Annotated in this window: 18 protein-coding genes and 3 pseudogenes; 18 read left to right on the forward strand and 3 right to left on the reverse strand. The window is 59.3% G+C overall.

Going from position 1 to position 25,531, the window contains the following annotated elements:
- The first annotated feature begins 812 nt into the window (after nucleotides 1-812).
- The 10 genes and pseudogenes from ACIGJB_RS31525 (at nucleotide 813) to ACIGJB_RS31570 (ending at nucleotide 10,210) form a co-directional block, all read left to right on the forward strand.
- Entirely contained in the window at nucleotides 813-1,067 is a 255-nt protein-coding gene (locus ACIGJB_RS31525) for an AbrB/MazE/SpoVT family DNA-binding domain-containing protein (protein ID WP_483734838.1), read from the forward strand.
- Nucleotides 1,067-1,429 carry a type II toxin-antitoxin system PemK/MazF family toxin gene (locus ACIGJB_RS31530; RefSeq protein WP_456807919.1) on the forward strand — a complete coding sequence of 121 codons (363 nt, stop codon included), beginning with the start codon at nucleotides 1,067-1,069 and terminating at the stop codon, nucleotides 1,427-1,429. Before ACIGJB_RS31525 ends, ACIGJB_RS31530 begins: the two co-directional genes overlap by 1 nt.
- A gap of 577 nt (nucleotides 1,430-2,006) precedes the next feature.
- A complete protein-coding gene (locus ACIGJB_RS31535; protein ID WP_483734839.1) occupies nucleotides 2,007-2,654 on the forward strand; it encodes a hypothetical protein in 648 nt (215 codons plus the stop codon).
- On the forward strand, nucleotides 2,635-3,306 hold the full coding sequence (locus ACIGJB_RS31540) for a helix-turn-helix domain-containing protein (RefSeq protein ID WP_483734840.1): 672 nt from the start codon (nucleotides 2,635-2,637) through the stop codon (nucleotides 3,304-3,306). The genes ACIGJB_RS31535 and ACIGJB_RS31540 overlap by 20 nt, the downstream gene beginning before the upstream one ends.
- 131 nt (nucleotides 3,307-3,437) lie before the next feature.
- Nucleotides 3,438-4,085: a hypothetical protein gene (locus ACIGJB_RS31545; protein ID WP_435386536.1), complete on the forward strand. Its 648-nt coding sequence runs from the start codon at nucleotides 3,438-3,440 to the stop codon at nucleotides 4,083-4,085.
- Nucleotides 4,066-6,054 carry a helix-turn-helix domain-containing protein gene (locus ACIGJB_RS31550; RefSeq protein ID WP_483735186.1) on the forward strand — a complete coding sequence of 663 codons (1,989 nt, stop codon included), beginning with the start codon at nucleotides 4,066-4,068 and terminating at the stop codon, nucleotides 6,052-6,054. Before ACIGJB_RS31545 ends, ACIGJB_RS31550 begins: the two co-directional genes overlap by 20 nt.
- A gap of 25 nt (nucleotides 6,055-6,079) precedes the next feature.
- Nucleotides 6,080-6,241: pseudogene (locus ACIGJB_RS31555) on the forward strand (ATP-binding protein); the annotation flags it as partial.
- 425 nt (nucleotides 6,242-6,666) lie between these two features.
- Nucleotides 6,667-8,421, forward strand: a complete 1,755-nt coding sequence (locus ACIGJB_RS31560; protein ID WP_483734841.1) for a hypothetical protein — start codon at nucleotides 6,667-6,669, stop codon at nucleotides 8,419-8,421.
- 92 nt (nucleotides 8,422-8,513) lie between these two features.
- On the forward strand, nucleotides 8,514-9,575 hold the full coding sequence (locus tag ACIGJB_RS31565; RefSeq protein ID WP_483734842.1) for an AAA family ATPase: 1,062 nt from the start codon (nucleotides 8,514-8,516) through the stop codon (nucleotides 9,573-9,575).
- On the forward strand, nucleotides 9,575-10,210 hold the full coding sequence (locus ACIGJB_RS31570) for a hypothetical protein (protein ID WP_483734843.1): 636 nt from the start codon (nucleotides 9,575-9,577) through the stop codon (nucleotides 10,208-10,210). Before ACIGJB_RS31565 ends, ACIGJB_RS31570 begins: the two co-directional genes overlap by 1 nt.
- Before the next feature lie 57 nt (nucleotides 10,211-10,267).
- Here the strand turns inward: ACIGJB_RS31570 and ACIGJB_RS31575 are convergent, their stop codons facing one another.
- The 3 genes from ACIGJB_RS31575 to ACIGJB_RS31585 are packed head-to-tail and all read right to left on the reverse strand — an operon-like array spanning nucleotide 10,268 to nucleotide 15,380.
- The gene (locus tag ACIGJB_RS31575; RefSeq protein ID WP_483734844.1) at nucleotides 10,268-12,058 is read right to left on the reverse strand and encodes an integrase; all 1,791 of its coding nucleotides are present in this window, start codon (nucleotides 12,056-12,058) and stop codon (nucleotides 10,268-10,270) included.
- Nucleotides 12,055-13,908 carry an integrase gene (locus tag ACIGJB_RS31580; protein ID WP_483734845.1) on the reverse strand — a complete coding sequence of 618 codons (1,854 nt, stop codon included), beginning with the start codon at nucleotides 13,906-13,908 and terminating at the stop codon, nucleotides 12,055-12,057. Before ACIGJB_RS31580 ends, ACIGJB_RS31575 begins: the two co-directional genes overlap by 4 nt.
- Nucleotides 13,909-13,931: 23 nt before the next feature.
- Nucleotides 13,932-15,380: a site-specific integrase gene (locus tag ACIGJB_RS31585; RefSeq protein ID WP_483734846.1), complete on the reverse strand. Its 1,449-nt coding sequence runs from the start codon at nucleotides 15,378-15,380 to the stop codon at nucleotides 13,932-13,934.
- An 82-nt stretch (nucleotides 15,381-15,462) separates the two neighbouring features.
- Between ACIGJB_RS31585 and ACIGJB_RS31590 the strand changes: the two genes are divergently transcribed.
- From ACIGJB_RS31590 to ACIGJB_RS31625, 8 genes and pseudogenes are all read left to right on the forward strand, one after another.
- Nucleotides 15,463-16,584, forward strand: coding sequence for a Mu transposase C-terminal domain-containing protein (locus ACIGJB_RS31590; RefSeq protein WP_483734847.1), 1,122 nt, complete (start codon nucleotides 15,463-15,465; stop codon nucleotides 16,582-16,584).
- A gap of 98 nt (nucleotides 16,585-16,682) precedes the next feature.
- The gene (locus ACIGJB_RS31595; protein WP_483734848.1) at nucleotides 16,683-17,633 is read left to right on the forward strand and encodes an AAA family ATPase; all 951 of its coding nucleotides are present in this window, start codon (nucleotides 16,683-16,685) and stop codon (nucleotides 17,631-17,633) included.
- Nucleotides 17,634-18,038: 405 nt separating this feature from the next.
- Nucleotides 18,039-19,199 (forward strand): tyrosine-type recombinase/integrase, encoded by a 1,161-nt coding sequence (locus ACIGJB_RS31600; protein WP_483734849.1) that lies wholly within the window; start codon nucleotides 18,039-18,041, stop codon nucleotides 19,197-19,199.
- Nucleotides 19,196-20,833 (forward strand): hypothetical protein, encoded by a 1,638-nt coding sequence (locus tag ACIGJB_RS31605; RefSeq protein WP_483734850.1) that lies wholly within the window; start codon nucleotides 19,196-19,198, stop codon nucleotides 20,831-20,833. The genes ACIGJB_RS31600 and ACIGJB_RS31605 overlap by 4 nt, the downstream gene beginning before the upstream one ends.
- On the forward strand, nucleotides 20,826-22,670 hold the full coding sequence (locus ACIGJB_RS31610) for a tyrosine-type recombinase/integrase (protein WP_483734851.1): 1,845 nt from the start codon (nucleotides 20,826-20,828) through the stop codon (nucleotides 22,668-22,670). Before ACIGJB_RS31605 ends, ACIGJB_RS31610 begins: the two co-directional genes overlap by 8 nt.
- Nucleotides 22,648-23,112: a TetR family transcriptional regulator gene (locus ACIGJB_RS31615; RefSeq protein ID WP_483734852.1), complete on the forward strand. Its 465-nt coding sequence runs from the start codon at nucleotides 22,648-22,650 to the stop codon at nucleotides 23,110-23,112. The genes ACIGJB_RS31610 and ACIGJB_RS31615 overlap by 23 nt, the downstream gene beginning before the upstream one ends.
- A 1,192-nt stretch (nucleotides 23,113-24,304) precedes the next feature.
- Nucleotides 24,305-24,587, forward strand: a pseudogene (locus ACIGJB_RS31620) (ISKra4-like element ISBte2 family transposase); the annotation flags it as partial.
- Nucleotides 24,588-24,868: 281 nt separating this feature from the next.
- A pseudogene (locus ACIGJB_RS31625) lies at nucleotides 24,869-25,408 on the forward strand (sigma factor-like helix-turn-helix DNA-binding protein); the annotation flags it as partial.
- Nucleotides 25,409-25,531: the final 123 nt, after the last annotated feature.

Below are 25,531 nucleotides of genomic sequence, written 5' to 3' on the forward strand. Positions count from 1 at the left end.
ATCGCCGGTCGCAATTGGTTGGCGGGGTGGGGGCGGCGTCGCGGCAGTATTTCGCGGGACGCCCTCACAGCCTCCGAGAGCGAGCGCCACCCCGACGAGAATCGTGAGACCGGCCAACGCAACGCCCAAGGCGTGGCAAGCGCGAAGCACTTGGCGGCAGGACATGGCAAGGCTCCAGGAACGTTCTGTCAAAATTTTAGGCGAGCAGCTACCAAGTATCGGTGCGGAGACTCTCTTGCTCTATGCGCAGAATGGTGGAAGGGTTCTTGATGAAAGGGGAGGAGATCGCGGCTGCGATCAAGCGGTGCAGATAAGTGCGCATAGCAATGCAGGGCATATGATCCAGCGGTGTACCTGTCGTGATGCGAGGCAGCTAGCTCCAGCGCTGAAATGCGGTCGGGCGAGAGTTCCCCGTTCAACGCTGCAATGACGCGACTGCGCTAACGAATTCAAACCAGCGAAGTACGTCGGTGATGCCAGCCCAGCAGATAGTCGGACGTGCAACTGTCAGGGCAGGGTTCAGGCCCCGGCGATAAAGTGTCGCGGTCTCATGAATGCTGCGTGCGCCGTCGGTGTAGAGGTCGCTCGTCGAGCCTGGCACCATCGGTGAACGGGTCTACCTTGCCCGCGCTGGGACGACATGTGCTCAATGAGCAACTCTCGGCCGTCTCGGCATCTGGGAGATGAAAGTCAGGGCGGATATCTTGCCTGTCGTCGCCACAGTCCGCCTGATGGTGCATGACGTATAGACGCGTTGAAACTTGAGGCGATGATGTTTATACTTGTATCAACGTTGACCGAGGCCTTCTATCATGCGGAAAAGTGCAACCCTGACTATTCAGAAGTGGGGCAATAGCTTAGCTGTCCGGATTCCCACCGCAGTGGCTCGTTCCGCCCACTTCGCTGAGGGGCAGGAAGTAGAAGTTTCTGTGGATGAGATTGGTGTAACTGTGCGTCCGGTCGGACGCCGCGCCCTCACGCTCGCGGAGAAGTTGGCTCTGTTTGACCCAGTCAAGCATGGGGGCGAGACCATGGCCACGCAGCGTGTCGGCGTGGAGACCATGTGATGGCGGGAAAGTTGTGGGCGCCTGAGCGTCGCGACATCATTTGGATCGACTGCAATCCGCAAGCCGGCCGCGAAATGAAGGACATGCACCCGATGCTAGTCCTTTCGCCGCGGCCGTTTAATGAACGGACCAGCATCGTAATTGGTTTGCCAATGACGACGGCAGCCTACAATGAGACCAACCCGTTTGCGATCAAGTTTCAGGGGCCAAAGGGAAAGGACAGCTATGTTCTGGCCCATCAACCCAAGTCGTTTGACTGGCGAGCCCGCAACGCAAAGGCCCACCCCTGGAAGCAGGCGCCCTTGGAGGTCTTTGCAGCTGCCTGCGAGCAATTGAACCAGATTATTGCGATCGCTGAGTGATTACATGCTTGGCCGATAGCGTTTCGGTCGAGCGCTGGATGGTCCGGCAGCGCCCCCATCGCCTATACGCCCGTCATTTGGCGAACGTATCCTGGCACCAGATTGCCTTGGAAGTCCAAGGAGCCCCGGCTTGTGTTGAGGAACAAGGTCCGTGCGAGCCGTGAAATGTAGTAAGAGTGGGTCTTCCGCAATTTGTGTGACGTGAAGTGTAAGCGCGCGGTGATCCCGTTGTTGAGGGAAGCCGTTAAAAAGCCCGGGACGGTGTTTGCCAGGGCCAAGACACACGTCGTTGCCCAATCCACGGGACGTGCCGCTGAGCGAAATCCTGAAACTCCTTATTCAAGAGGGCAGCGGCGCGAATGCAATCGTCGCGCTATCGCGCGGATAGCGTAGAACGAAGCCATTCTGTCACTCCGGAATCTGCCTGGAACCCGCGCCGTATATAGAAGTCCGGCCGATGAGTTGACAATATTACTTGCACTCTCAGCGAAGCAAAGTCGTCAATTCGCATTAGTCCGGATTAATTTTGTCAATTGGCGTCCTAGACTTCGAATCCCGCTCGTAAGGCATTGATCTTATGGAAGAATCTCTGCACATAGCGGAGCCGGTTGCGCTTGTCCGCCCGCGCGGTGCGCACCGCTTCGAAGCCTTCAGTCCGAAGCTGAAGCGGCGGCTGACTTTCTACCGACGCTGTGCGTTCGACCAATGGATCATGATCGAATCCGATCCGGCAATTGCCCACTTTTGTGAGCGTCCCGGGTTCATTCAGTTCCGCGAACGGCGGTACCTTGCAGACTTCCTGGTCTCGTACTCCGACCGTCAGGAGTTGGTGCTCCTGACGGATCCAGTTATCGATGAAGAAGCGAAGGAGGGCGTCGAGTTCAGCGCTGATGTGCTCAATGTCCGGCTGGTCGATGCGGCCGATCAGGCAGCATCGCGCATCTGGGTCGACAACTGGCACCGCATGCTGCCAAGCATCGTAGCCACGAGAGGTCTCGTGTCAGTGTCACTGCTCGACGCGGTCGAGCGCTTTGTCGCAAGTCCAAAGTCGCTTCTTGCCATCGAGCGCGAGTTCTCGAATGGTGACCCCGTGCTTGTGCGCGCCGCTGTCTTCAGTCTACTGCAAACCGGCCGCGTACATGCTGAGGAATTGCGAACCGATCCATTGTCGTGGATGACGAAGTTTGCAGTCGCGGAGACCGCTCATGATTCGCCGCAAGCCTGAATTTCAATCAATCGACTTGAGCGCCTGGCCAAGCATTGCATGGACCGAACTTGACGTCGAAGCGCGCGGGGTCATGAAGCGAAGAATAGAGGCCGTCGAGCGCTACGCGCGCGGCGAACGTGTCAAGGACATTGAGAAGGTAACCGGCGTCAACCGTCGACAGATTTATCGGTGGCTCGAGCGAGGCTTGGCTCCGCATCCTGACGGACGTATCTTTGGATTCCGGGCATTGTTCGCGCACGTGCGCGTCAATGAGTACGTCCGCGTAAGTCCGATTAATGGCCGGCCCGGTGAAGACGGAAGTGGTAAAGCGGGCGCGTTCACGCTTTTCTTAGAGCGCTTTCCGACGCTCGCGGGCTGGCTGCTCCAAAAGGTAAATCAGCGCCGTGTGTCGCTCGAACAGGTTCATACCGATGGAAGACTTCAGACACGCTTGGTTGGCCTGAATGCCCTGCACGCGGAGTTTCTGTGGCAGTGCCGGTCCCTCGGTCTGACGGCGGCGGACTACCCCTTCAATACGGATGGCCGTGCCATTCGGTCGCTATCCGCGCGGCTTAAAGTCGAGCTGCTGCGTAGCTTCCGCACAGCGGCACGCGTAGAACGGAGCAAGTCTGTCACTCCGGAATCCAGCTGGAACCCGCATCGAATATAGAAATCCGGCCGGTGAATTGACACTATTGCTTGCACTCCTCGCGAAGCAAAATCGTCAATTCGCATTAGTCCGGATTAATTTCGTCAATTGGCGTCCTAGACTTCGAATCCCGCTCGTAAGGCATTGATCTCATGGAAGATTCTCTGCATATAGCGGAGCCGGTTGCGCTCGTTCGCCCGCGCGGTGCGCACCGCTTCGAAGCCTTCAGTCCAAAGCTGAAGCGGCGGCTGACTTTCTACCGACGCTGTGCGTTCGATCAATGGGTCTTGATTGAATCCGATCCGGCAATCGGCCACTTTTGTGAGCGCCCCGGGTTCATACAGTTTCGAGAGAGGCGGCACTTAGCAGACTTCCTGGTCTCGTACGCCGATCGTCAAGAGTTGATCCTCCTGCCGGATCCGGTGATCGATGAAGAATCGAAGGAGGGCCTCGAGTTGAGCGCTGATGTGCTCAACGTCCGGTTGGTCGACGCGGCCGAACACGCTGCATCACGCGTCTGGATCGAAAACTGGCTGCGTATGCTGCCCAGTATCGTAGCCACGCAAGGTCTCGTGTCGGTGTCATTACTTGACGCCGTCGAGCGCTTTGTCGCTAGTCCAAAGCCGCTTTCAGCCATCGAGCGAGAGTTCTCGAAAGGCGACCCAGTGCTTGTGCGCGCCGCCATCTTCAATCTGCTGCATACCGGTCGCGTGCATGCTGAGGAACTGCGAACCGACGCATTGTCGTGGATGACGAAGTTTGCACTCAGGGAGTCCGATGATGCCTCGCCGAAAGCCTGAGCTCCAATCACTCGATTTGAACGCGTGGCCTAGCATAGCCTGGACGGAGCTTGACGCCGAAGTGCGCGAGGTCGCAAAGGTCAGAGTACAGGCCATCGAGCGTTATGCGAGCGGAGAAAGTGTAAAGGAAATCGAGAAGGAAACCGGCGTGGACCGCCGACAGCTCTATCGGTGGCTCGAGCGAGGCTTGGCGCTGCATCCTGACGGACGCATCTTTGGATTCCGCGCCTTGCTGAGGTACGTGCGGGTCAATGAGTACGTCCGCATAAGTCCCGTCAATGGTCGGCCCAGCGAAGATGGACGGGGTAAAGCAGGCGCGTTCGCGCTCTTCTTAGAAAGCTATCCGGCGCTGGCAGGATGGCTGCTCCTAAAAATAAAGCAGCGCCGCGTGTTGCTCAAACAGGTGCATACCAATGGACGACTTCATACGCGATTGGTCGGCCTGCATGCCCTGCACGGGGAGTTTCTGTGGCAATGCCGATCCCTCGGCCTGACGGCAGTGGATTACCCCTTCAATACGGAAGGTGGTGCCATTCGGTCGCTATCCGCGCGCCTCAAAGACGAGTTGTCGCGCAGTTTCCGCACCGCGGCACGGGCGGCTGGCGCCACTCACCTGAAAGGGCTGCCGCACTACGATAAGGCGGAAAGTCGGCCGGCCATGCGCCCCTACCAGGTCGTTGAGTTCGACGGCCACCGACTCGATATCCGGCTGAAGGTGGTCGTACGGGATGCATTGGGCTTTGAACATGAATTCGAGATCGAACGCGTTTGGCTGCTAGCGATCATCGACGTCTGCACGCGTGCGGTGCTGGGCTTTCATCTTGCGATTTGCCGCGAGTATAGTCGCTACGACGTCATCAAGACCATCGAGTCGGCCCTGGAGCCGCATCGACTGCGCGACTTCACGATTCCTGGTTTGGCCTACGGTCCGCACGACGGCTTTCCCTCACAGCGCCTCCCAGAACTGGCGTATACAACCTGGGAATGGATGAAGCTGGACAATGCGAAGGCAAATCTCGCCAAGGAGACGCTCGACGCGTTGTGTGAGTTCGTTGGCTGTTGCGCAGACGCAGGACCGAAGTACAGTCCTGATGATCGCCCCTACATCGAACGCTTCTTCGGGACTATTGCGAGCAGGCTGTCTTCCAGATTGCCTGGCTACACAGGTTCGCATCCCCGTGATTTGCGGCGCGCGCTGGCCGATCCGAAGGGAAAGCTACGCTTGTACGTGTCGTTTGACGAGTTGGAGGAATTGGTCGAGTACGCGATCGCCAGCTATAACGGTACGCCGCATGCCAGCCTGAACAATGTCACGCCACTTGAGGCGATGGAGTATTTCATTCGCGGCAAGGAACAGTTGGTGACATGGCTGCCAGAGCATCGTCGCCGTACCCTTTGTCTAATGCAATCGGCCAAGCGTTGCACCGTACGAGCATATCTCCAGCAGGGCGTTCGACCGCACATCAACTTGTATGGTGTGCGCTACACAAGCAGCGTCCTTGCGCGTAGCACGGATTTGATCGGCAAGAGCTTGCTTATCTACCTGAATGCCGATGATCTTCGCTGTGTCCGCGCGTTCCAACCAGACGGCGCTGAGTTTGGGGTCTTGGAGGCGCAAGGGGCTTGGGGCGTGATACGGCATAACCTGAAACTACGCCAGCAAATCAATCAGGAGAAGAAAGACAAGAAGCGGTCGCGTGGGCCAGTTGATGCGGATCCTATCGGAGACTATGTCGACGGAAAGATGGCGCAGGCAAAGAAGTCACGGAAGGCGGCATTCGAACTGGCGGAAGCAAAGCGGATTCTGTCATCCGCGCCGACGGCGCGAACTGCGATGGGGCGGGGAGCATCCGCCGCTCAGACCGCAACGAACGCCGAGTCAGAGCAGAAAGTAGACAAGGCTTCCGAGCAGAAGAAAACACCGACGCGGCCGAAGAAGCTGTCTATCGGTACTGGCCAAGTCTTTTAACCCTGTCCTCCGCAAGGGAGTCATCATGTCGCTTCAAATACCGCGTCCGATCGATCCATCGCTGCACCCGTTGGTCACCGGCAACTATCGTATCGCCACGCCGGCTATTGAAGAACTCTACGAACTGGTCACTCGATGTCTGCGCTACAGGATCATGGGCGCCCTGATCTACGGCCCGTCGCGCATCCGTGAAGTGTAATAAGAGTAGTACGGCGCAAGATTAATAAAATCAAGGGGTTAGTCCCACGCGTACTAACATTGCGACGATTCTGCGAGTAGTAATGTTGATACTCTCAGTGGGCGAGTAGTAATGTTGGAACGATCGCTGGTCAGTCACATCGTTTCATCTTTACTACTTTTCGCTCTGACTACGCGGCTCCGCTCTGGTTTATCAAAAGGAGGTGTTCGCGCGAAACATGCCTAAAATAGGGCTGCAATCACCGCCGAGAACCGAATACGAGGTGGCCTTGCCGCAGAGTGAGAGTAGTCGAGCAGGGGACACGATTTCTCCGAACCGCAGTAGTAAAGATGATACTTTCCGCGTGATTAAGCGCTCGGAGGAACATTTCTACGAATTGGTACCGGGATTACTACAGTTCACGGCTACACCGTATGGTCCGTCGCGCACTGAGCGCACACCCAGACGGCCGCCTGTGGGGCTATCGCGCATTGGTACCGCATGTCCATGTACAGGCCTATGAACGGAACAGGGCGCCTCATGTGCTGGTGCACAGCACAGCGGGAAACGCAGGGGCCTTCGGACAGTTGCTGCAGCGTCACCATAGTCTGGCCGAGCAGTTGCGCAAAGAGATCGAAACGAGAAAGGTCCATTTGCAGCCCGGTGAGAAAGGCCGTCTGGTTGGCCTCAAGGCAGTGATACAGCGCTTCCACCAGTCCTGCCGTGAATTGGGTCTCGGCGCTGGCGACTATCCGCTGAGCCAGCATGACAGAGCTGTTCGTTCCTTGGCCCGCACACTCAGGGGATGGTTGCAAGACGATTTCGATTTGGCTGCGCGCGCTGCCGGCCAAAGGATCAAGCCCGCATCGGCGCTGCGGCAGTTGCCTGAGCGGGGTAGCGCTGACGCGTTCGATACGGTCGAGTTTGACGCCCATAAGATGGACGTGCGCCTGAAGGTAATCGACAACGATCCACTAGGCGGCGAACAAAGCTATGAGATCGAGCGCGTCTGGTTGCTGGCCATCATCGATGTTGCTACGCGCTGTCTCCTGGGCTACACCATTTCTTTCTCGCGCGAATGTAACCGCTTTGACGCCATCGAAACCTTCAAACGTGCCGTGACGCCGGCGAAGGCCCCCGAACTCACGCTGCCGGGCCTGCGCCTGCTGCCTACCGGTGGGTTCGTCTCGCAGGCCTTGGAGCAAACCAGCTACGCCTGCTGGCGACAGATCCGGCTAGACAATGCGCGAGCGCACTTGGCGGCCACCAGCCTCGATGTCGTCTGCGAGGCGTTGGGTTGCGTGGCCGATTTCGGTCCGGCGTATCAGCCCGATGACCGACCATTCATCGAGCGCTACTTTGGCACGGTCACCGCAACACTTTCGCAGCGGCTCCCCGGGGCGATACGAGGAAAGGATGCGGCAAAGGCCATGCTGAAACGTCTGCGCGACCCGGACGACACTCTGCGGCTACTGGTCACCACGCAGGAACTGGAGGAGCTGCTGCATGTGACGGTGTGGAACTATCACGGCACGCCTCACGCTGGCCTGGGTGGTCTCACCCCATTGGAGATGATGCACCGGCACGTGCTTGGCATCGGTCGCGACGCGATCCGATTGCGTCTGATCCCCAAGCCGCTACGGGAACATCTCGAACAGCTGCATGACCCAGTACTGTGCCGCGTCCATGGAAACCTCGGCCGTGGAGAGCGACCGTACATTACCTTCTATCACGTGCGCTACACCAGTGAGCGGCTGGCCAGAAGCAGCGGCTTGATTGGCACGCGTCTGCGCATTCACTATGACCCCTCGGACTTGAGGAGGCTCTGGGCCTGTACCGAAGACGGTCACATGTTGGACGACTTGTTTGCTAGCGGCAAATGGCGAAACGAACCTCATTCGTTGCGGTTGCGCCAGCAGATCTTCAAGGCCAAGCGGGCGCGCGAACTCGACTTCGGCCCGGGCGACAATCCAATCGAGGCTTTCCTGGCTCTCAGACGCAAGCAGGCCAAAAAGCGTAGGAGGGCGGCCAGCGACATCGCGCAGGTGCAGCGCGAGCGCCGGACAGCAAAGCCCCCTCCGTCTGCATCGGCAAGTGAAACAGTGACACCGGAACAGCCACCTTCGCCACTGGCCAAGGGGCCAGTTAAAGGCAAGACGTTGCGCATCACCAGGGGGTACTCCCGCTGATGATTGGGGCGCGCAAACGGGCGCTGGCCGGGCCCGCCGATTGCCGGCCGTGAAGGGCGAAGAGGAACTGATCTCGCCGGCAAGGAGCAAGCATGAACGAGAAGACCACCAAGGCGCCGAAAGGTGCCCCGCGGGCACGTGCCAGCGCGACCCGGACACGCGCAGCCAGCCGCGCGCCCAATGCGACGGCGGTGAATCCGGCAGACCTGACGGTGCACAATCACCCGCTCGCCCGCCGTCAGTACCGCGTCGCGACCGCGGCCATTGAAGGCTTCGTCGACCTCGTTGATCACTGTGTCCGCGTATTGATCCCAGGTGCGCTGATCTACGCCCGTCCTCGCATGGGCAAGACTCATGCAATTGACTATTTGGCACTGCACCTTGCCAGGAATCGCGGTGAACTGCTCGTGCTGAGGATGTCTTGCGAATTTCATCGCAGCGACTACGAGGGTACATTCTTCAGTGCATTGTTGGGCGCTGCTGGTCTCAGGGATCCACAGCCAAAAACCATTGCCGAAAAGCGCTTCGCTTTGATGCGTCGACTGAACGAGCAATTGCAAATGCGCTCGGGTCACATTGTGGTGCTCTTTTGCGACGAAGCGCAGCGGCTGTCCAAGCATGCGCTGGAGTGGTTGCGCGACGTCCATGATCAGCTTGCCCATCACGGCGTGCGGCTCATCACCTTCCTGGTTGGGCAGCCTCAGTTGATGGAGCAGAAGGCGAAATATCAGCTTTGCGGTGACGAGCAGATCGTGGCTCGCTTCATGATCGAGCAATTGCACTTCAGAGGCATTACCGGCGCCGTCGAAGCGGCAACCTGCCTGGCCAGCTACGATATGACTTGCTATCCCGAGGACACCGGAAGCTCCTTCACTGCCTTCTTCTATCCCGACGCGTATGCCACTGGCTTACGCCTGGAAGAATCGGCCGCGGCGCTGTGGAATGGCTTTGTGAATGCCCACGCGGTCGCGCAACTGGCTGGCAGTCCTGAGGTGGGAATGGATTTTTTTACGCGGGCTATTGAGTCGGTGTTGATGAATGGACCGCAGTGGGATGTCCGCGGCTTAACGCTCGAGTCGGGACATTGGGAACGCGCGGTGCGGGAATCTGGTTACGTCGCCGCTCAACAAACGGTGAGGGCGCAGGAGCAGTAATGGGCTTGCCGATCCTGATTGTGGAATCGGAGCCCGCCCTGTGGTGCTTGCCTGAACTGCCGGAGCCACCTGATGCGCCCGCGTCGGAGGCGTTGAAGGCCGGTAGCCGGGAGGCTCTGATTGCTCAATGGCGCAGCGCGCTTTGCCTGCCAGGCCCAATTGTCCGGCGCCGCAAGCCGGTCAGAATGTCGAGGGCGTGGTCGGGCGGCGATGCGAGTGAATTGCTTCGTGATGGTGAGCGCCTTGCACGGTTGCTACTACGTCGATCTTGGAGAAGTCTGCCGCGACGCGAGCGCAAGGCACTGCGCCAACGAATGCGTACCTTTAACCTTCAGGCACCAGCCATCTCAGTGCCACGCGAGCAGATCAAAGCTACAGCTTGGTTGCTCGCGGCAATGTACTGGAATGGCTGCCGTCATCCCAGAGCCCTTTGGTGCGAGCCCCTGCATCCCGCTACCGGCGTTGTACGCTGGCTCAGCGGTTTCGATGTCGTGGAACAATCGGAGGACGCTCGATACATCTTGGCCAAGTTGGCGGCAAGGGTAGGGTGGATTGAATACGAAAGCCGCAAGCTCGTTAGAGAGATGCGAGACAAGCGGCGTGTCGTAGCGGTGCTCCCCGAATTGCTGCAGTGAGAAAGCTTGAGTCGTGAGAGACGAAACCGGCACAGCCCACGGAGCGTACCAACATTACTACGAAAACGTACCAACATTACTACAGTTCACGGCCTTGATCACGCGCTGAAGCTTCGACGGCACGACCACGAGGTTACGGCAGTCCGATTCAAGGCAATCCAGACGCATCCAATCGAGCGGCGTCGACTTGCACGGCTCGACGCTGGCGCAGCCGCCGAGCACCGTCTCGCGGTACGCCAGTTCGCCCTTCCCGAACATCCTCACCGTCTGCTCGCGTGAGTAGACCGACACAGGCGACGCCTGCACGGCACGGCTCTGTGTCCATGCTGCGTGCCCCCCAAACAGCCGCTCGTCAGGGAACAGCACCTGCTCAGCGTACGCAAGGTACTCGGACAGGCCCTGTGCCTCGGCCCATTCTTTCGCGAAGTGAGCCTTGTCGGTGTCGATGAAGCCCTGCGCAAACGCCGAGCCACGAGCGTAGTACATGCTCATTTCCTGTGTGATGTGCTGCAACTGACGTTTGAGCGTCGGCAGCGTGACGAGGCCGCTGCGTTGCGCATACAGCGCGAGTGAGCGGCGAAGCTGATGACGCGTGAACGGCCACCGCTGCCCGACTGCGTACTTCGGTTCGTCTTCCCATGCTCGGTGCATGTCGACACGCTTCAGTTCAGCGATGTCCTCGGCTGTGATCGTCGGGAAGACGCGCTCACGAAAAGCTTCGACTTCGATATATATGGTAGTGGGCGCCCGGTTTGCCACGTACTTAAGATGCAGACCCATCCGACAGAACAGCAGGTGGGAACCGTCCTTCGATTCGGCGTAGCCTGGTGCGCCGTGCTCACGATGCGCTTCGCCCGACAGCCGTTGCGCGATCCTTACGGCACGAGCACCGAGCGGGCTCGTCACCCAGCATGCGCGTTTGGGACGCCCGCCGGACAGCTTGGTCGTCACGCCCTCGATGGCGTAGTGCATCACACCATCCAGCCGGGTCTCCCTCAGACAGTCGTACGGCAGGTTCTCTGCTTCCATCGCGCGCATGCCGGTGAACGACAGGATGACCAGCTGGCATAACGCGCAGATCGACGCCACAAGCGACATCACGACGTAAGGGGAGTCCGTGCACCCGAAGTGGGCAGCAGCCGTCTTCAGTGAGGCACAGACGTCAGGGCGTTCGCCAGCGTATGCGCGCGCAAGGTAGTCGGACAGCGCGTTCGCGACGCTCTCAGCGATCCCGAGGTCATGCTCGCAGGTCGACAGGAAATGCTGGTAAATCCGCGTCGGGATGACCGGGTATTGTGAGTTTCCGGCGCGTTGCGCGGAGCGTTCGAGCAGGGGCTTATGCAGTTGGGCCAATGGCACGCGCAGCCCTGTGGCCTCGGCGCCCACTCGGTGAAGTTTCGCCAGAATCGAATGAAGGCGTTGGGCCTTCATGTCCATCCCGGCCGGTGCCGCATAGTCCAGAACAACGGCGACGCTGGATAGCCCCTCATAAAGAGTAAGCTGGCGTTCGGCGGCAAAGTAAGCAAAGTCCTTCAGGTAAACTGAGCAACCTTGAAGAGTACTGGACGCAGGTACCGTCTCGCTCGCTTCGTGCATCAGAAAGTACATGACCTGCTTCCACTGACGTGTAGTCGCGTCTGAAAGGGTGCGGCCTGCGTCGTTAAGGGGATGACCCCTAAAGTGGATACTGGTGCGGCGCGATCCAATCGTATATGCACGGATGTCCCAGGCGTCGTCACCAAACAGCGAAGCAGCTTTCCCGGCCTTGTCGTGTGTCACGACCGCATCGTCTTCGATCCGATACCAGTCTGGGCGCTCGGCGAGCGCCGCGATCAGCGTATTGTTCATGCCACTCCCAATTCGTAAAGCTGATCAAGCTTGGTCGACCAGAAAGCGTCCAGGTTTCCATCAATATCAACGTCGTGCTCGATCTGACCGACCAGCGCGGCGTCGCGCTTCCGTATTTCATTCAGCAGGAAGTCGACCCTTCGCAGCACCGCGCCGAACGAGCTCGCGTACTGCTCGAACGAGTCAGCACGCCTGCTCACGAGCCTGACGCAGTGACGGCAGCTCAGCAACTTGCGGATGTCGGCGGCGTCAGCGTGTACGCGGTACTGATGGCAAAAGAGACACCCTTCGGTCGAGCGGCAGTCGGGCAGCACGGTGACTGAAGCCGCGATCGGCGCGGGCTTGTGGAACTCGATGCAGACGCCCACCGCGCTCTTGATGGAGCCTGCCGGGTCGTTGCCAGCTTTCAGCACCGTCTTCTCGACTGAAGCGAGGAAAGCACCCATCTCAGCCTTGTGCGCGGTGTCCGTGCCGTTCGAGTATGAGCGCAGCGCCGTGGCCAAGGAGTGGCCCATCAGCCTGGCTGCAACGACAGGGCCGTGATTGCTCACCGCCCAATCCTGCTTCGCCGCACGCCACTGACGAGCGCTAATGCGCGGCAGCACAATCCCGAGCGTACCGAGCCGATGGTAAAGCTGATCAAGGAATTGGGCTGGGAGAGTCGTGAGCCGCCGTAGCTGCGCATGATGCCCGACTACGACGAACAACGCGTCACAGTCTGCGTCCTGCACAAGATACCTGCGTAACGCAAGATATGCCTTGAGCTTTGGCATGAAGGCCAGCGAGACGGTGAACGAAACTTCCATTCCACCTGCACGGTACTTAACCTCGCGAAACTTCTGACGTAAAACAGACGCATCCTGCAGATTCGCGGCGAGCTCCGGGCTCCATTTCATTGCCAGCAGCTGCGCGAGGCTGACGCCCGTTTCAGCCAGAAACAGCGTGGCGAAGCAAAAGGCCGCCATCGAAGCGTGCGAGCGGCGGATCGGTGACTGTGCGTCCTCGTTGGCCGCCGCGAGATGTTTAGCAGTCAACCACGCGATGCCCCACGCACGATGGCGAGGCTTGTTAGCTCCAGCCTCGGCCATGCGCCTCGTGATTTCTTCCCGGGTGCGCAGCTGACCCGTCTCCAGATTCCAGCCAAGCAGGCCGTACGAGTCGTCCCCTTCACTACGGTCATGTGTGTGCGGAACAAGGCAAAGATTTTCACCTCGCGCCGTGGTCACGCGCAACGGATAAGGCTTGAAGTCGAGCACCATCGTGCTGATGCTGCTGAAGAGCGCGTCAGCCCACGCGAGCAAGGCGGCTTGTGCCTCGGCGTCGGGCACAACTGTCGGTTCATAAGCATACGATTGCTGGCGCAGGACCCTCGCATCGGCGCAGAAGTCGTCGTTTCTGAAGAACTCACGAAGGATCGACAACAGATTAGGCTGAATGCGCGCGACGGTATTGTGGCTCAGGTTGCCCAGTGAGACCTGTTCACGCTTTTCGCGAAAGAAGCGATGAACTGCCTCCGCCGTAGCATTCTCGTCACAGAGAACCTGATGCAATCCCAGCCTGTCGGCCCAGTTGGCGAAGTCAAGCACGCCGCGCAGAGCACCGTAGATAGTCTCCGGACGCAAGGCGCCAAGGGTCAAACGCTCGGAAAGCTGCATCACCAGCAGGCGTACAACCTTAGTGCGTTCGCTGCTAAAGCTTGTGGGATCGAACGTGTGCCGCGCGTGCCGCGTGTTCGACGTGTCACGCGTCAGGTAGCAGATCTGTCCGATATCGGAACGGGTGCGAATTCCTTCCCACTTTAGCAGCGCGCGCTCGGGATGCAGCAGCGTCGTGCCCACCGCGAGTGGCATGCGAACTTCCTCGTACACCCGGCTCATACTGCCACCCCGGTGTCTAGGGCGCGCGTGACCAGCGTCGACAGGTGTGTGCCCCAGCTGTCCTGCACAGCGTCGTACAGCTTGCGGTTCTCGCGGTAGCTGAGGTAGCCCTCGGTGGTGGACAGTCGTGCGTGCCACATCAGCTGCCGCAACTGATCGAGCGCCCGCGTGTACCTGGTCTCATTCGCGGTCATCGCGTCGACCATGTTCAGCCCAAAGGTTGCACGCAGGTCGTGGAAGCTAAACTCGTACCTGAGGTTGCCGAGCCGCTCGCGCATCATGGGCAATAGTTCGTCCTTGATGAACTGGCGCACGGCCTGTCCAGTCTTGACGTGACGGCGCACCTTTGCGCCAGTGCTGACCGGGCCGCGCGATGCGAGATCATCGTAGAGCGGCGCACCGCGATGGCTCAGAAAGAGCGGCTGGTCGTGGTCATCTCCGCCGTCTGCCAGTTGGCGACGCTTGCGCGCACGATCGCTGTGCACGTAGATGTACAGCCGCTCGTAGAAACCCCGGGGCAGGTGCAACACGCCCTTGACACCGCCCTTCGTGTCGATGCCCGTACCCGGCCCGCAGGCGAGACGGATGTCGTCGCCGTGAAACTCGCCCGGCTTGCGCATTACGTGTTTCGCGCGCACGGTCAATACCGTCTGGATGCGAGCGCCTGTCAACAAAGCGAACAGATGAACGAGCGTCATCTCGATGTTGCCGAGAGCGGCTAACGATTCAAGCAACACCGACTGTTCGGAAGAGGAGAGCGGGCGCAGGCGCCCGCCGTCCTGAATGCGATCGTCCCACGGGTCTTCCGCGCGGCGACAGCGGATCGACAGGTCAGTGGTCTTGACCTCGATCACGCCGCTGAATCCCTTCTGGTCCTTGACCTCAATGAAGCGATCAGATTCAACCCACGGCGCGTTCGCGGGCCTGAAGCCGGCTTCGGTTATGAGCCAGCGATAGAAGCGGGCTACAGCACCCATACGACGCTTCGCGACACCCGCAGACAGTTCGCCCGCCTGCACGGCCAGCCTGATCGATGCGCTATAGCGGTAGGTCGGCCGTTGTCGCTTGTTTGCGGGGAACGTTAGCCAGTCGATATCCTCGTCGTCCAGGTAACGACGGAACGCCACCAGATCGTCAGCGATGCTGGCGAACGTCAGCATATTGGGCGAGGACTTCGACTCCAGCATATCGATGAGCCAGATGTTCGCTTCAGCCCACGGCGCGCCGTCAGCAAGTCGGACAACGGGAAAGAGAGGGAAGGTGCTTGGGATCCACTGCGGTCGTGCGTCGCGCCGCTTGCCGGTGGCGGGGTCTGCGAGCGGGACCGTGTGATAGACGGTGCCACCCTCGGGTGTGGCGATGCTAACCGGCGTCGCGCCGGGATTGTCGCGGTCAACGACCTCGGTAAGCGGTAGTTGCCGGATGGTGGTTCTTCTTGCGATCATCGCCCAGATCCTCTTATGTGTTTGGAGGTGTCTGCTTTAACACAGCCTGCGAGTATCAGCAGATCGTTCTTGGCTTGCGCATATGCAGCGCGAATGTAACCGCTTTGACGCCATCGAAACCTTCAAACGCGCCGTGACGCCGGCGAAGGTCCCCGAACTCACGCTGCCGGGCCTGCGCCTGCTGCCTACCGGTGGGTTCGTCTCGCAGGCCTTGGAGCAAACCAGCTACGCCTGCTGGCGACAGATCCGGCTAGACAATGCGCGAGCGCACTTGGCGGCCACCAGCCTCGATGTCGTCTGCGAGGCGTTGGGTTGCGCAGCCGATTTCGGTCCGGCGTATCAGCCCGATGACCGACCATTCATCGAGCGCTACTTTGGCACGGTCGCCGCAACACTTTCGCGGCGGCTCCCCGGGGCGATACGAGGAAAGGATGCGGCAAAGGCCATGCTGAAACGTCTGCGCGACCCGGACGACACTCTGCGGCTGCTCGTCACCACTCAGGAACTGGAGGAGCTGCTGCATGTGACGGTGTGGAACTACCACGGCTCGCCTCACGCTGGCCTGGGTGGTCTCACCCCATTGGAGATGATGCACCGGCACGTCCTTGGCATCGGTCGCGACGCGATCCGATTGCGCCTGATCCCCAAGCCGCTACGGGAACATCCCGAACAGCTGCATGATCCGGTACTGTGCCGCGTCCATGGAAACCTCGGCCGTGGTGAACGACCATACATCACGTTCTATCACGTGCGCTACACGAGCGAGAAGCTTGCCAGAAGCAGCGGCTTGATCGGCCAGCGGCTGCGCATCCACTATGACCCGTCAGACTTGCGACGGCTGTGGGCCAGTACAGAAGAAGGCCACATCTTGGGCAGTCTGTTCGCTAGCGGCAAGTGGCGCGACGAACCGCATTCACTGCGGGTGCGCCAGCAGATCTTCAAGGCCAAGCGGGCGCGCGAGCTCGACTTCGGCCCAGGCGACAATCCCATCGAGGTCTTCCTTGCCCTCAGACGCAAGCAGGCCGCAAAGCGTAAGAGGGCGGCCAGCGACATCGCGCAGGTGCAGCGCGAGCGCCGGACAGCGAAGCCCCCTCCCACGGTTTCCGCAAGTGAAACTGTGACACCCGAACAGCCGCCTTCGCCACTGGCCAAGGGTCCCGTTAAAGGCAAGGCGTTGCACATTGCGCGGGGGTACTCCCGCTAATGGTCGGGGTGCGTTCGCGTAAACGGGCGCTGGCCGGGCCCGCCGATTGCCGGCCGTGAAGGGCGAAGAGGAACTGATCTCGCCGGCAAGGAGCAGGCATGAACGAGAAGACCACCACGGCCGCGAAAGGCGCACCGCGTGCACGTGTCAGCGCGACCAGAGTCCGCGCAGCCAGCCGCGCGCCCAATGCAACGGCGGCGAATCCGGTAGATCTGACGGTGCACAATCACCCGCTCGCTCGCCGTCACTATCGCGTAGCGACGGCAGCGATTGAAGACTTCGTCGACCTCGTTGATCACTGCGTCCGCGTATTGATCCCGGGCGCGCTGATCTACGCTCGTCCTCGCATGGGCAAGACTCATGCAATTGATTATTTGGCACTGCACCTTGCCAGGAATCGCGGTGACATCCTCGTGCTGAGGATGTCTTGCGAATATCATCGCAGCGACTACGAGGGCTCCTTCTTCAGTGCATTGTTGAGCGCCGCTGGTGTCAGGGATCCACAGCCCAGGACCATTGCCGACAAGCGCTTCGCTTTGATGCGTCGACTTAACGAGCAACTGCAAATGCGCTCGGGTCACATTGTGGTGCTCTTTTGCGACGAAGCGCAGCGGCTGTCCAAGCATGCGCTGGAATGGCTGCGCGACGTCCATGATCAGCTCGCCCACCACGGCGTGCGGCTGATCACCTTTCTGGTAGGGCAGCCGCAGCTGATGGAGCAGAAGGCGCAATATCAGCTCTCCGGCGACGAGCAAATCGTCGCTCGCTTCATGATTGAGCAAATGCACTTCAGAGGCATTACCGGCGCCGTCGAAGCAGCAACCTGCCTGGCTAGTTACGATCTGACTCGCTATCCAGAGGACACCGGGAGCTCCTTCACTGCCTTCTTCTATCCCGACGCGTACGCCGCCGGCTTAAGACTGGAGCAATCGGCCGCGGCGCTGTGGAACGGCTTCGTGAACGCCCACGCGGTCGCGCAACTGGCTGGACCGGTGGACCTGCCCATGATAAGAACTGTTGATTGTGTTAGTGACCCTTGCCTTGTTTGACCTATGCTTACGCTCAAGGGCACGGCTCTTTCCGTCGAGTAGCAAAGTCTGTTTTACAGACGAGTAGCGGGGTTGGCTTTCCGCTGAGCGGGAGGGAAACATGGTTGCGGCACGGGGGCGCGTCGACGCTGTTGAGCTGGAGAAATATCGGTCTGTAGACTGTGAGGTGTTACTTCCCCTCTTGGCCGATCATGTTAAAGCGGACGCGAGTTTCGTTCCGATCTATGACAGTCACACGCACCGCTGGCACCTACGCGTTGGCGACCGAGAATTTGAACTCCTTACCACTGGTCCAAAGTGGTTCGACACGCGACTGAAGCGGGGTGGCGGCGGTGGTATTGATCTCGCCATGCATCTGCTAACACTCGACTTCAAGCAGGCGGTGACAAAGCTCAGGCAAGTGCTTTGAGATACGTCCTCGCAAACGAGAAGTTAGTCATCGCAGGACGGGCCTGGAAGGGCTTTCCACTGCTGCTCGACAAGGGCGGCCATCCGATGGAGCCCGCGCAGTCATTTCTGTGGGACCTCATCACATCAAATGGCCGGGTGAGCAGCCCGAAGTCATGGGATTCGTACGGCTGGGCGCTGTACGACTTCTTTGCCTTTGTTGTATCCAACGGACTGGACTGGCAGCAACCCGGCATGCCCGGCATGCCGAGTGCACTCGAAGCATACCGGGACTGGTCGAAGGGCACGGTCGGGTTGGCGAACACGACTATCAACAATCGGCTGCGGGTCATTGCTCGCTTCTATCAGTGGGCGGTGAAGAAGGGCCACATTGACCGCCTGCCCTTTGAGTTCGCGTCGATTCAGACCAGTCGGCAGCCGGGCTTCCTGGCACACGTCGATGCAACAAGCGGCAGGGTGGAGTCCCCCCGCATCTTGCTGAAGCAGCAAGTGCAGTCCATCAGAATCCTGACCAAGGCGCAGGTCAAGGTTTGCTATGAAGCCCTGCCGAATCTCACCCATCGGCTCATGTTCTCGCTGATGCTTCGTACGGGCTTGCGCCAGATTGAGTGTCGGACTTGGCCAGATAAGCCGGCGTACGTATTCGACCCTAGTCGCCGGAGAGACCTACGATGGAACGAAAAGATTCGGCTGAATCTCGACCCACGCGACATGGAAATCAAGAACAGCAAGCCTCGCAGCATCGATCTTCCCTATGACTTGATGGAGGAGTTGGACACGTACAGTGTTCGGCACCGCCAGATGCGAGAGCGGAATCATCGCCATGGAACGAGATTTTCCACACTGTTTCTCACCGAACATGGCGCGCCTTACACCAAGACAGCCATGGTCGCCATCTTCGCGGCGCTTTCGAAGCGAGTGGGATTCCATGTGACTGCCCACATGTTGCGGCACAGTTATGCCACGTTTTTGCTATGGAGTCTGCGCAAGAGTAAGACATTCGAGGGAGAGCCGCTCCTGTACGTGCGCGACCGGCTGGGTCATTCCGATGTAAGCACCACGGCGCTCTACCTGCATCTCATCAACTCACTAGAGGGCCACCTTGTGCTGGCCCACGAGGACGAGATTGATCAGTTGTTTGCAGGAGATGGGCCGTGAAAACGAGTCGCAAAGACTACGCTGCCGCTCCACTCCAGGTATCCGTCAATCCTATTTGCGTAGAGAACGGCGGGGCCACCGTCTCGCTGCCGGCCACGGGCAATGCCACGACACAACGCACACTCGACCTGTCCGGCTACCTTGGCCGCGGCATCGACGCCTGGGTGTGGGGGTGCACCGCGCAGTTGCGGGCGTTTCTCGCTGGCGGCGACGCCACCCCGGCAACCCTACGTGGCTATTGGACTAATGGTTTGGTCCACTTCTTCGACTTCCTGCTCAGTTCCGCGGAGCCATGTCAGCCAGGGGCGCTAGAGCGAAAGTATATTGCTGCCTACATCGCATGGCTTGAGGAACACCCAGACTGGGCCTACACCACGCAAAGAGCCTTCTATAACAGGACGAAGGCCGTGCTTGTTGGTCTGCAGCGTCGCCACTTGGTGCCAGGCGGCGCGGAGCTGTTCCCGGCCAATCCGTTCCCGCACTGCAATGCGCGGCTGAAGGGCGCGACACCACTCTCGACCGGCGAGCGCATCCGAGTGGCCACGGCATTGCGTGACGACATCATTGCGATTCACAAACAACAGTTCGATGGCCCGGCCTCCGCAGCGCTGGTCGTGTACCTGCTGGCAATAGCTATCCGTACCGGAGCCAACTCTACACCGCTCCTGGAGATGAAGCGGAATTGCCTAAAGCCGCATCCGTTTATGCCCAACATGATGCTGCTGGAAACCTTCAAGCGGCGCGGGAATGCGACCCAGCTCAAGAGCCTGCGCTTCTCCAGGGCGGAAGACCAGTCTCTGGCGGTCGCCATGGACGGCGTCGCACTCTTGCGGAAAGTCTTGGCAATGACCCAGCCTCTGGCCGACATTGCACGCGACGACCTCAAAGATTTCGTCTGGCTGTTTATCGGAGAAGGGATTACCGAGAAATCTCGCCAGCTCACCAGATTGAGCTCTTGTGCGCTTTGCCTCGGGACCCGGGCATTGATTGATCGACATCAACTCAAGGCAGACGATGGTGCGCCCCTACAGCTCAATGCATCGCGTCTGCGAAAAACCATGGAAGACCGGCTCTGGCAACTCAGTGGCGGAGACCTCATCGCCACCGCCGCACTCATGGGCCACACACCACAGGTTGCGGACAATCATTACCTGGCTTGCACGAAATCGATGCGAGAGGATGCAACTTTCGTCGGGGAGGCACTTCCGGATATCTACCGCAACGGCGAAAACGGTGATAGGGGTAAGGTAATCCCCATCGCGTCACTCACCGCGACACGCGTTGGAAGTTGTAAGGACCCATTTTACGGCGACAAAGCCCCCCGCGACGGCACGCCCTGTGACGACTTCTTTGCCTGCTTCTCCTGTCGCAGCTATGCCATCGTGGGTTCTCCCGACGATCTGCATCGACTATTCAGTTTCTACTGGTTTCTCGAACGGGAGAAGGATAGCGCCCGAAGCAACGATTGGCGTACGCAATTTCATCGCACGATGCGCTTGATCGACGCCTTCACGGCGGACAATTTTGATTCGGCGTCGGTGCAAGCCGCCAAAGAACGTGCCCGCGTCGACCCGCATATCTTCTGGAAATCGTATGAGGTAGAGCCGACCTTGAGGGAGCACGACGATGACTAAAGCCGGCAAACGCACGGTCCAAAAGCTCTCCGTCAAGCCCGCTGCCGTCCAGGCTTTGGAAAAGGCCTACGGGCTGTTGGTCGAGCAGCCTCTGAGTGTCGCCGGGCTCGACGAGTTGACCCGCCGTAATGTCGTTATCTCGGCCGTGAGCGACGGTGGGAAAGAGCGAGTGCTTTCCCGCTACGGCGATTTGGTGTGGGAAATGTGGCCGTTTGTGAATACAACGAACGTCCACGAAAGCACCAAACGTTTGAAATGGTCACGTATCCCCGAGAAGTTTCGTGAGGTGAGCAAGGCGATTGTCTTCCGATACTGGCGGGTGGGAACCGAGGGCAGTACACCGCCCGGCGTGGCGCGCTTGCAGAATTTCGTGGGAAATCTCGCCGCGTTCTCGCGGTATTTGGAATCCGTAAACATCGCCTCGTTCGCTGACGTCCGTCCAATACACATTACCAACTACGTTCAAGCCCAAAAGGATCTCGGTCAAGAGTGGGCTCCGCTAGCAGATAAATTGCGCGCCCTGGAACGCCTCTACACGTTCCGTGATCAGCATCCCGACGGGCTGCGTTTCCACCCATGGCCCGATTCGTCCGCCGGCGAGATGGCGGGACGCGTCGGGCAGGCAAGGAAGGACGGCGAAAGGAACAGCAAGACGCCGTTGGTTCCGGCTGCGGTAGCACAAGCTCTCTTCGCTCATGCCGAAAAAATTCTCAAGAGCGCCGACGGCATTTTGGACGAGCGGGATGTGGGCGTTCGCTCGGTGCGACGGAATCCGGACCTCGGGGCGATCCGTAGTGCCTGCTTTTACCTTCTTGGGGTGCTGACCGGTATGCGAAGCTCTGAATTATCTGGCATCGAAGTTGGTGCAGGGCGTACCGAGTTCAGGAATGGCTACACCTTTCATTGGATCAGATCGTTCGAACACAAGACGAAGAAGGGTGTCGTCGATTTCCTGATGCCGGCGATGGGTCACGATATTCTTCGCGTGCTCGAACGCTGGTCCGAACCGCATCGAATGCTATTAGCCGAGCGATTACGCGAATGGGAAGCCGATCAAGGGAAAAGGACGCTCCGGCGACTGCAAGAGATCGCAGTCGCCCGCGCCAATCTCAACAAGCTGTTTCTTGGGATGAGCAGTCACGGCGTCTTGCCGGTGTCCGGCACCGCGTGGGGCCAGGCGCTTCGAAAGTTTGCTGAGGATGCCGGGACGGACTGGGCTCTGGCGCCGCACCAGATGCGGCGGCTCTATGCCTATTCTTTCGCGCGACATCGGTTGGGAGGCCTGTTGTTCCTCAAGGAGCAGTTCAAGCACTCGTCGATCAACATGACCCAGCTTTACGCTGCCAACCCACATCAGGACGCCGCCCTTTACGATGAAATTCTGGAGGAATCGCGGAAGCAAAAAATCCAGACCATCGCCGGGTGGTTGCAGGGCGAGGAGATGTTGGCCGGGGGCGCTGGCAAGAAGATCATGACCTTGCGCGCGCAAGCCTTTCCAGATCGAAAGGCGATGATCGAGGAAACATCTGACCGTATCACCATTCGCAGCACGGGTCATGCGTGGTGCCTTGCCCAGGATGCGGGCTGCGGTGGCGCCGGAATTTATGAGAAGGGCCGCTGCGGGACCTGCCGCAATGGAGTCATCGATAGCCATTTCAAGCCTTTCTGGCAGGAAACCTACCGACACCAGAAGGAACTGATGGAGGAGGCCAAGAAGTTTGGCCCCGGCGACGTGAAGCGGGTCCAGCGCGATCTGGAAGAAGCGGCACGGGTTCTTAAGGACTTGGGCGTTGAACTACCAGGGGACCCGCCGAATGGCAGCGAAGCAAACGTCTAGCGCCGCATCGGCGCCCGAAGTGGACCACCCACCCCGCCGGCGGGACCGGGAGCGAACACTGAACGAGTTGCAATTGGCCTTGGGCCGTCTGCAAAGCGCCAACAAGAAAGTCTCGATTTCGGCGGTCGCGAAAGAGGCTGACGTGACCCCGGCCTTGATCCATAACACTTATCCCGACATCGCCGAACGAATCCGCACCCTCGTCCATAGGTCGGCGCGTGTGCAGCGCGACGACAAGCACCACGAACTGAAGTTACAGCGGGCGGCAAATGCCCAGCTCTACAAGGTGATTGCCGATCAAAATAAGGAAATTGTTGACCTGGCATCGATCAATGAGGCGCTGAGAGCAGAGATTCAGGTACTCACGCGCATCGTCGAGGGCAAGGTGGTGGAACTCCGTTCGGGCGGAAGGGCGCGTAAGGATCGCCCGGGGCAGCCTTGAAAGCTGCACAGAAAGTGTTAGTCGAAAGATGTCGTGTAAGTTCACCGACTTCAATGTGACTAACTGTTAGCACGAGTCTGTTCCCATGGAATCGTTTGTGCGTGCCGTTGAGATCCTGCTAAAGGATAGCGAGATCAGGGATTGCCCGGGCTACTGTCCCGAGCCAGCGTTATGGGCTCACGCGGTACGGCATTGCGGTTATGTCCAGTCTCGCCATGCAACCGGACGTGTGCTCGTCTCCGCCGCTTTGTGAGGGGAGGGCGCCGCGCTTCCCTATCCTCACGCTCGATGAGGCAAGGCTCACGCCGGCGTTGGGGTACGTGTTCGACAAGAAGTGGATCGAGCCATGGGAATCGCTCGTCTCGATCTTGTGGAAGTTCCAAATGGCGAATGGGTTGTCTGGTGCCGCGATGATGCGGTTGCTGCGGCCGGACCTCGATCCTTACGAGACTATCCCGCCGCGGCAGGGATTGGTGAATACTGTCCGGCTGAACGAGGCTTTGGGCTTGCCCAAAAAGACGCTGCAGATGGCACTCATCGAAAACGCCGAGCAGCGACGCTATTGCGAAGTGCTCCGCTACTGTCGTTCTTGTATGTCACGCGGCTACCACTGCCTCTTGCATCAAATGGCGAGCGCGACTCGATGTCCTGCTCATCGTTACCCCATGGAGTCCGCCTGTCTTCGGTGCGGTCACGAAACGCCGTTCTGCTTGAACGTGCAACTTCTCGAGGCACCGTATCGTTGCGCGCATTGCCGAGCACGCTATGGTGGGCAAGTGTGGCGACCCGGCAGTGTTCGACCCATGAGGCCGGAGTACCGTAAGGCGTTGATGCGGTCATACTTTGAGTATGGCTTGGGATGCAAGAGCCTGAGCTAGACGCCCCACGGACACCGACTATATCTGCATTCAGCGATAGAAGGGCAGCCAGTTGCAAGACGTTGGCCAGGATTGTCGTTTCCCGTTCTAGCGCCCAATCGCGGCTGCCAGATGGACGGTGGCACGGACCTTTTTCCGCCGTGTTGGCGCGTCGCACACGCTGAATTGACACTTCGCGATCCTTCCGCGGTGACAACTTTCCTTCGCTGTGCTTAAGTCATTGATTTTATTGATGTTGCGTGCGATTTCTCTGACGTTGTCACGCGAATTGACGACATTCCTTCGGGATCGGTGACGACTTTCCTTTGTTCTACGATTACGGAGCACGACATCGTCAAGACAAGCCCATCTCAACCGCGCCGGCCGAATCTGCGGTCAATCAGGTGCTGAACAAGCGCATGTGCAAGCGTCAACAAATGCGCTGGTCGCCAAACGGTGTCCATTTGCTTGCCCAGGTTCGTTGTGCCGTGATCAACGGTGACCTCGTCGAGAGACTCGCTAGGTATGAGCCACCAACGGAACCGAGGTCAAGGGAACTTGTTGAGTTTTTGGAGCAACTCGGACTCTCGGAGTTTGAACCCCAAGGTTTTTAATGCGTATTTCGGGGCGCGTGATCAGCGATTTCGGGGGAACGTGATCACCTGTTTCGGTGGGAAGCTGATCGCTGATTTCGGCGGAACGTGATCACTTCGGCGACGCCGCCGAAAAAGATGATCACGATCCCGAAACGAGTGATCACGTTGCCGAAATAGGTGATCAAGCAGCCGAAACGGGTGATCACGCACCGTAATGGGGCCGGGCAAGGGCTGGGGGGTGGGACTGCGCATGGACTAGAACGCCGGCGATACGCTGCATCCTTTTTCCAAGGAAGCAAGCTGATGCCGGCCAACCGGATGACCATGCGCAAGATCAAGGAAGTGCTTCGCCTGAAGTGGGCGTGTGGCCTTTCGCACCGGCAGATCGCTAGGGCGACGGGTGTGAGTGTTGGCGCCGTTTCGCAGTACGCGGCGATGGCGAAGGCAGCGGGGCTGGATTGGCCGCTGGCGGACAGCCTGAACGAGGATACGCTGGAGCAGCGGCTGTTCGGCGCGCAGAAGCCGGCCAACACCCCGGGCGGGCGGGTGACGCCGGACTTCCCCCATCTGCATCGCGAGCTGCGCCGCAAGGGCGTGACCCTGCAGTTGCTGTGGGAGGAATACCTGGAGGCGAATCCAGGGGTTCCCATTTACCAATACACGCAGTTTTGCTGCCGTTACCGGGACTGGGCAGCGACACTCAAGCGGTCCATGCGCCAGCAGCACCGCGCCGGCGAAAAGCTGTTCACCGACTTCGCCGGTCAGATGGTGCCGATTCTGGATGCGGAGGGCGGCCTTGCCTTCGAAGCCAGCATCTTCGTCGCCGTGCTTGGCGCGTCTAATGCGAACAGCGTTTTTATGCGACGTCGAGCGATGCGATCCAGCGGACGTGGCAGTCTGAGAGTGGTCCTCGGCCCAGTCAGGCGGAATTGGACTTCACATAAAAAAGCAGGTCTCCTGTAGTGG

Source organism: Cupriavidus sp. C2SS-8b (assembly GCF_057073745.1).

Bases quoted from the DNA above. Each gene is read 5' to 3' on its own strand.
- ACIGJB_RS31535 (WP_483734839.1), top strand. From the start codon at position 2,007: ATGGAAGAATCTCTGCACATAGCGGAGCCGGTTGCGCTTGTCCGCCCG.
- ACIGJB_RS31610 (WP_483734851.1), top strand. From the start codon at position 20,826: ATGACTAAAGCCGGCAAACGCACGGTCCAAAAGCTCTCCGTCAAGCCC.
- ACIGJB_RS31595 (WP_483734848.1), top strand. From the start codon at position 16,683: ATGAACGAGAAGACCACCACGGCCGCGAAAGGCGCACCGCGTGCACGT.
- ACIGJB_RS31525 (WP_483734838.1), top strand. From the start codon at position 813: ATGCGGAAAAGTGCAACCCTGACTATTCAGAAGTGGGGCAATAGCTTA.
- ACIGJB_RS31545 (WP_435386536.1), top strand. From the start codon at position 3,438: ATGGAAGATTCTCTGCATATAGCGGAGCCGGTTGCGCTCGTTCGCCCG.
- ACIGJB_RS31550 (WP_483735186.1), top strand. From the start codon at position 4,066: ATGCCTCGCCGAAAGCCTGAGCTCCAATCACTCGATTTGAACGCGTGG.
- ACIGJB_RS31530 (WP_456807919.1), top strand. From the start codon at position 1,067: ATGGCGGGAAAGTTGTGGGCGCCTGAGCGTCGCGACATCATTTGGATC.
- ACIGJB_RS31615 (WP_483734852.1), top strand. From the start codon at position 22,648: ATGGCAGCGAAGCAAACGTCTAGCGCCGCATCGGCGCCCGAAGTGGAC.
- ACIGJB_RS31565 (WP_483734842.1), top strand. From the start codon at position 8,514: ATGAACGAGAAGACCACCAAGGCGCCGAAAGGTGCCCCGCGGGCACGT.
- ACIGJB_RS31580 (WP_483734845.1), bottom strand. From the start codon at position 13,908: ATGCCACTCGCGGTGGGCACGACGCTGCTGCATCCCGAGCGCGCGCTG.
- ACIGJB_RS31575 (WP_483734844.1), bottom strand. From the start codon at position 12,058: ATGAACAATACGCTGATCGCGGCGCTCGCCGAGCGCCCAGACTGGTAT.
- ACIGJB_RS31585 (WP_483734846.1), bottom strand. From the start codon at position 15,380: ATGATCGCAAGAAGAACCACCATCCGGCAACTACCGCTTACCGAGGTC.
- ACIGJB_RS31570 (WP_483734843.1), top strand. From the start codon at position 9,575: ATGGGCTTGCCGATCCTGATTGTGGAATCGGAGCCCGCCCTGTGGTGC.
- ACIGJB_RS31590 (WP_483734847.1), top strand. From the start codon at position 15,463: ATGCAGCGCGAATGTAACCGCTTTGACGCCATCGAAACCTTCAAACGC.
- ACIGJB_RS31560 (WP_483734841.1), top strand. From the start codon at position 6,667: ATGGTCCGTCGCGCACTGAGCGCACACCCAGACGGCCGCCTGTGGGGC.
- ACIGJB_RS31540 (WP_483734840.1), top strand. From the start codon at position 2,635: ATGATTCGCCGCAAGCCTGAATTTCAATCAATCGACTTGAGCGCCTGG.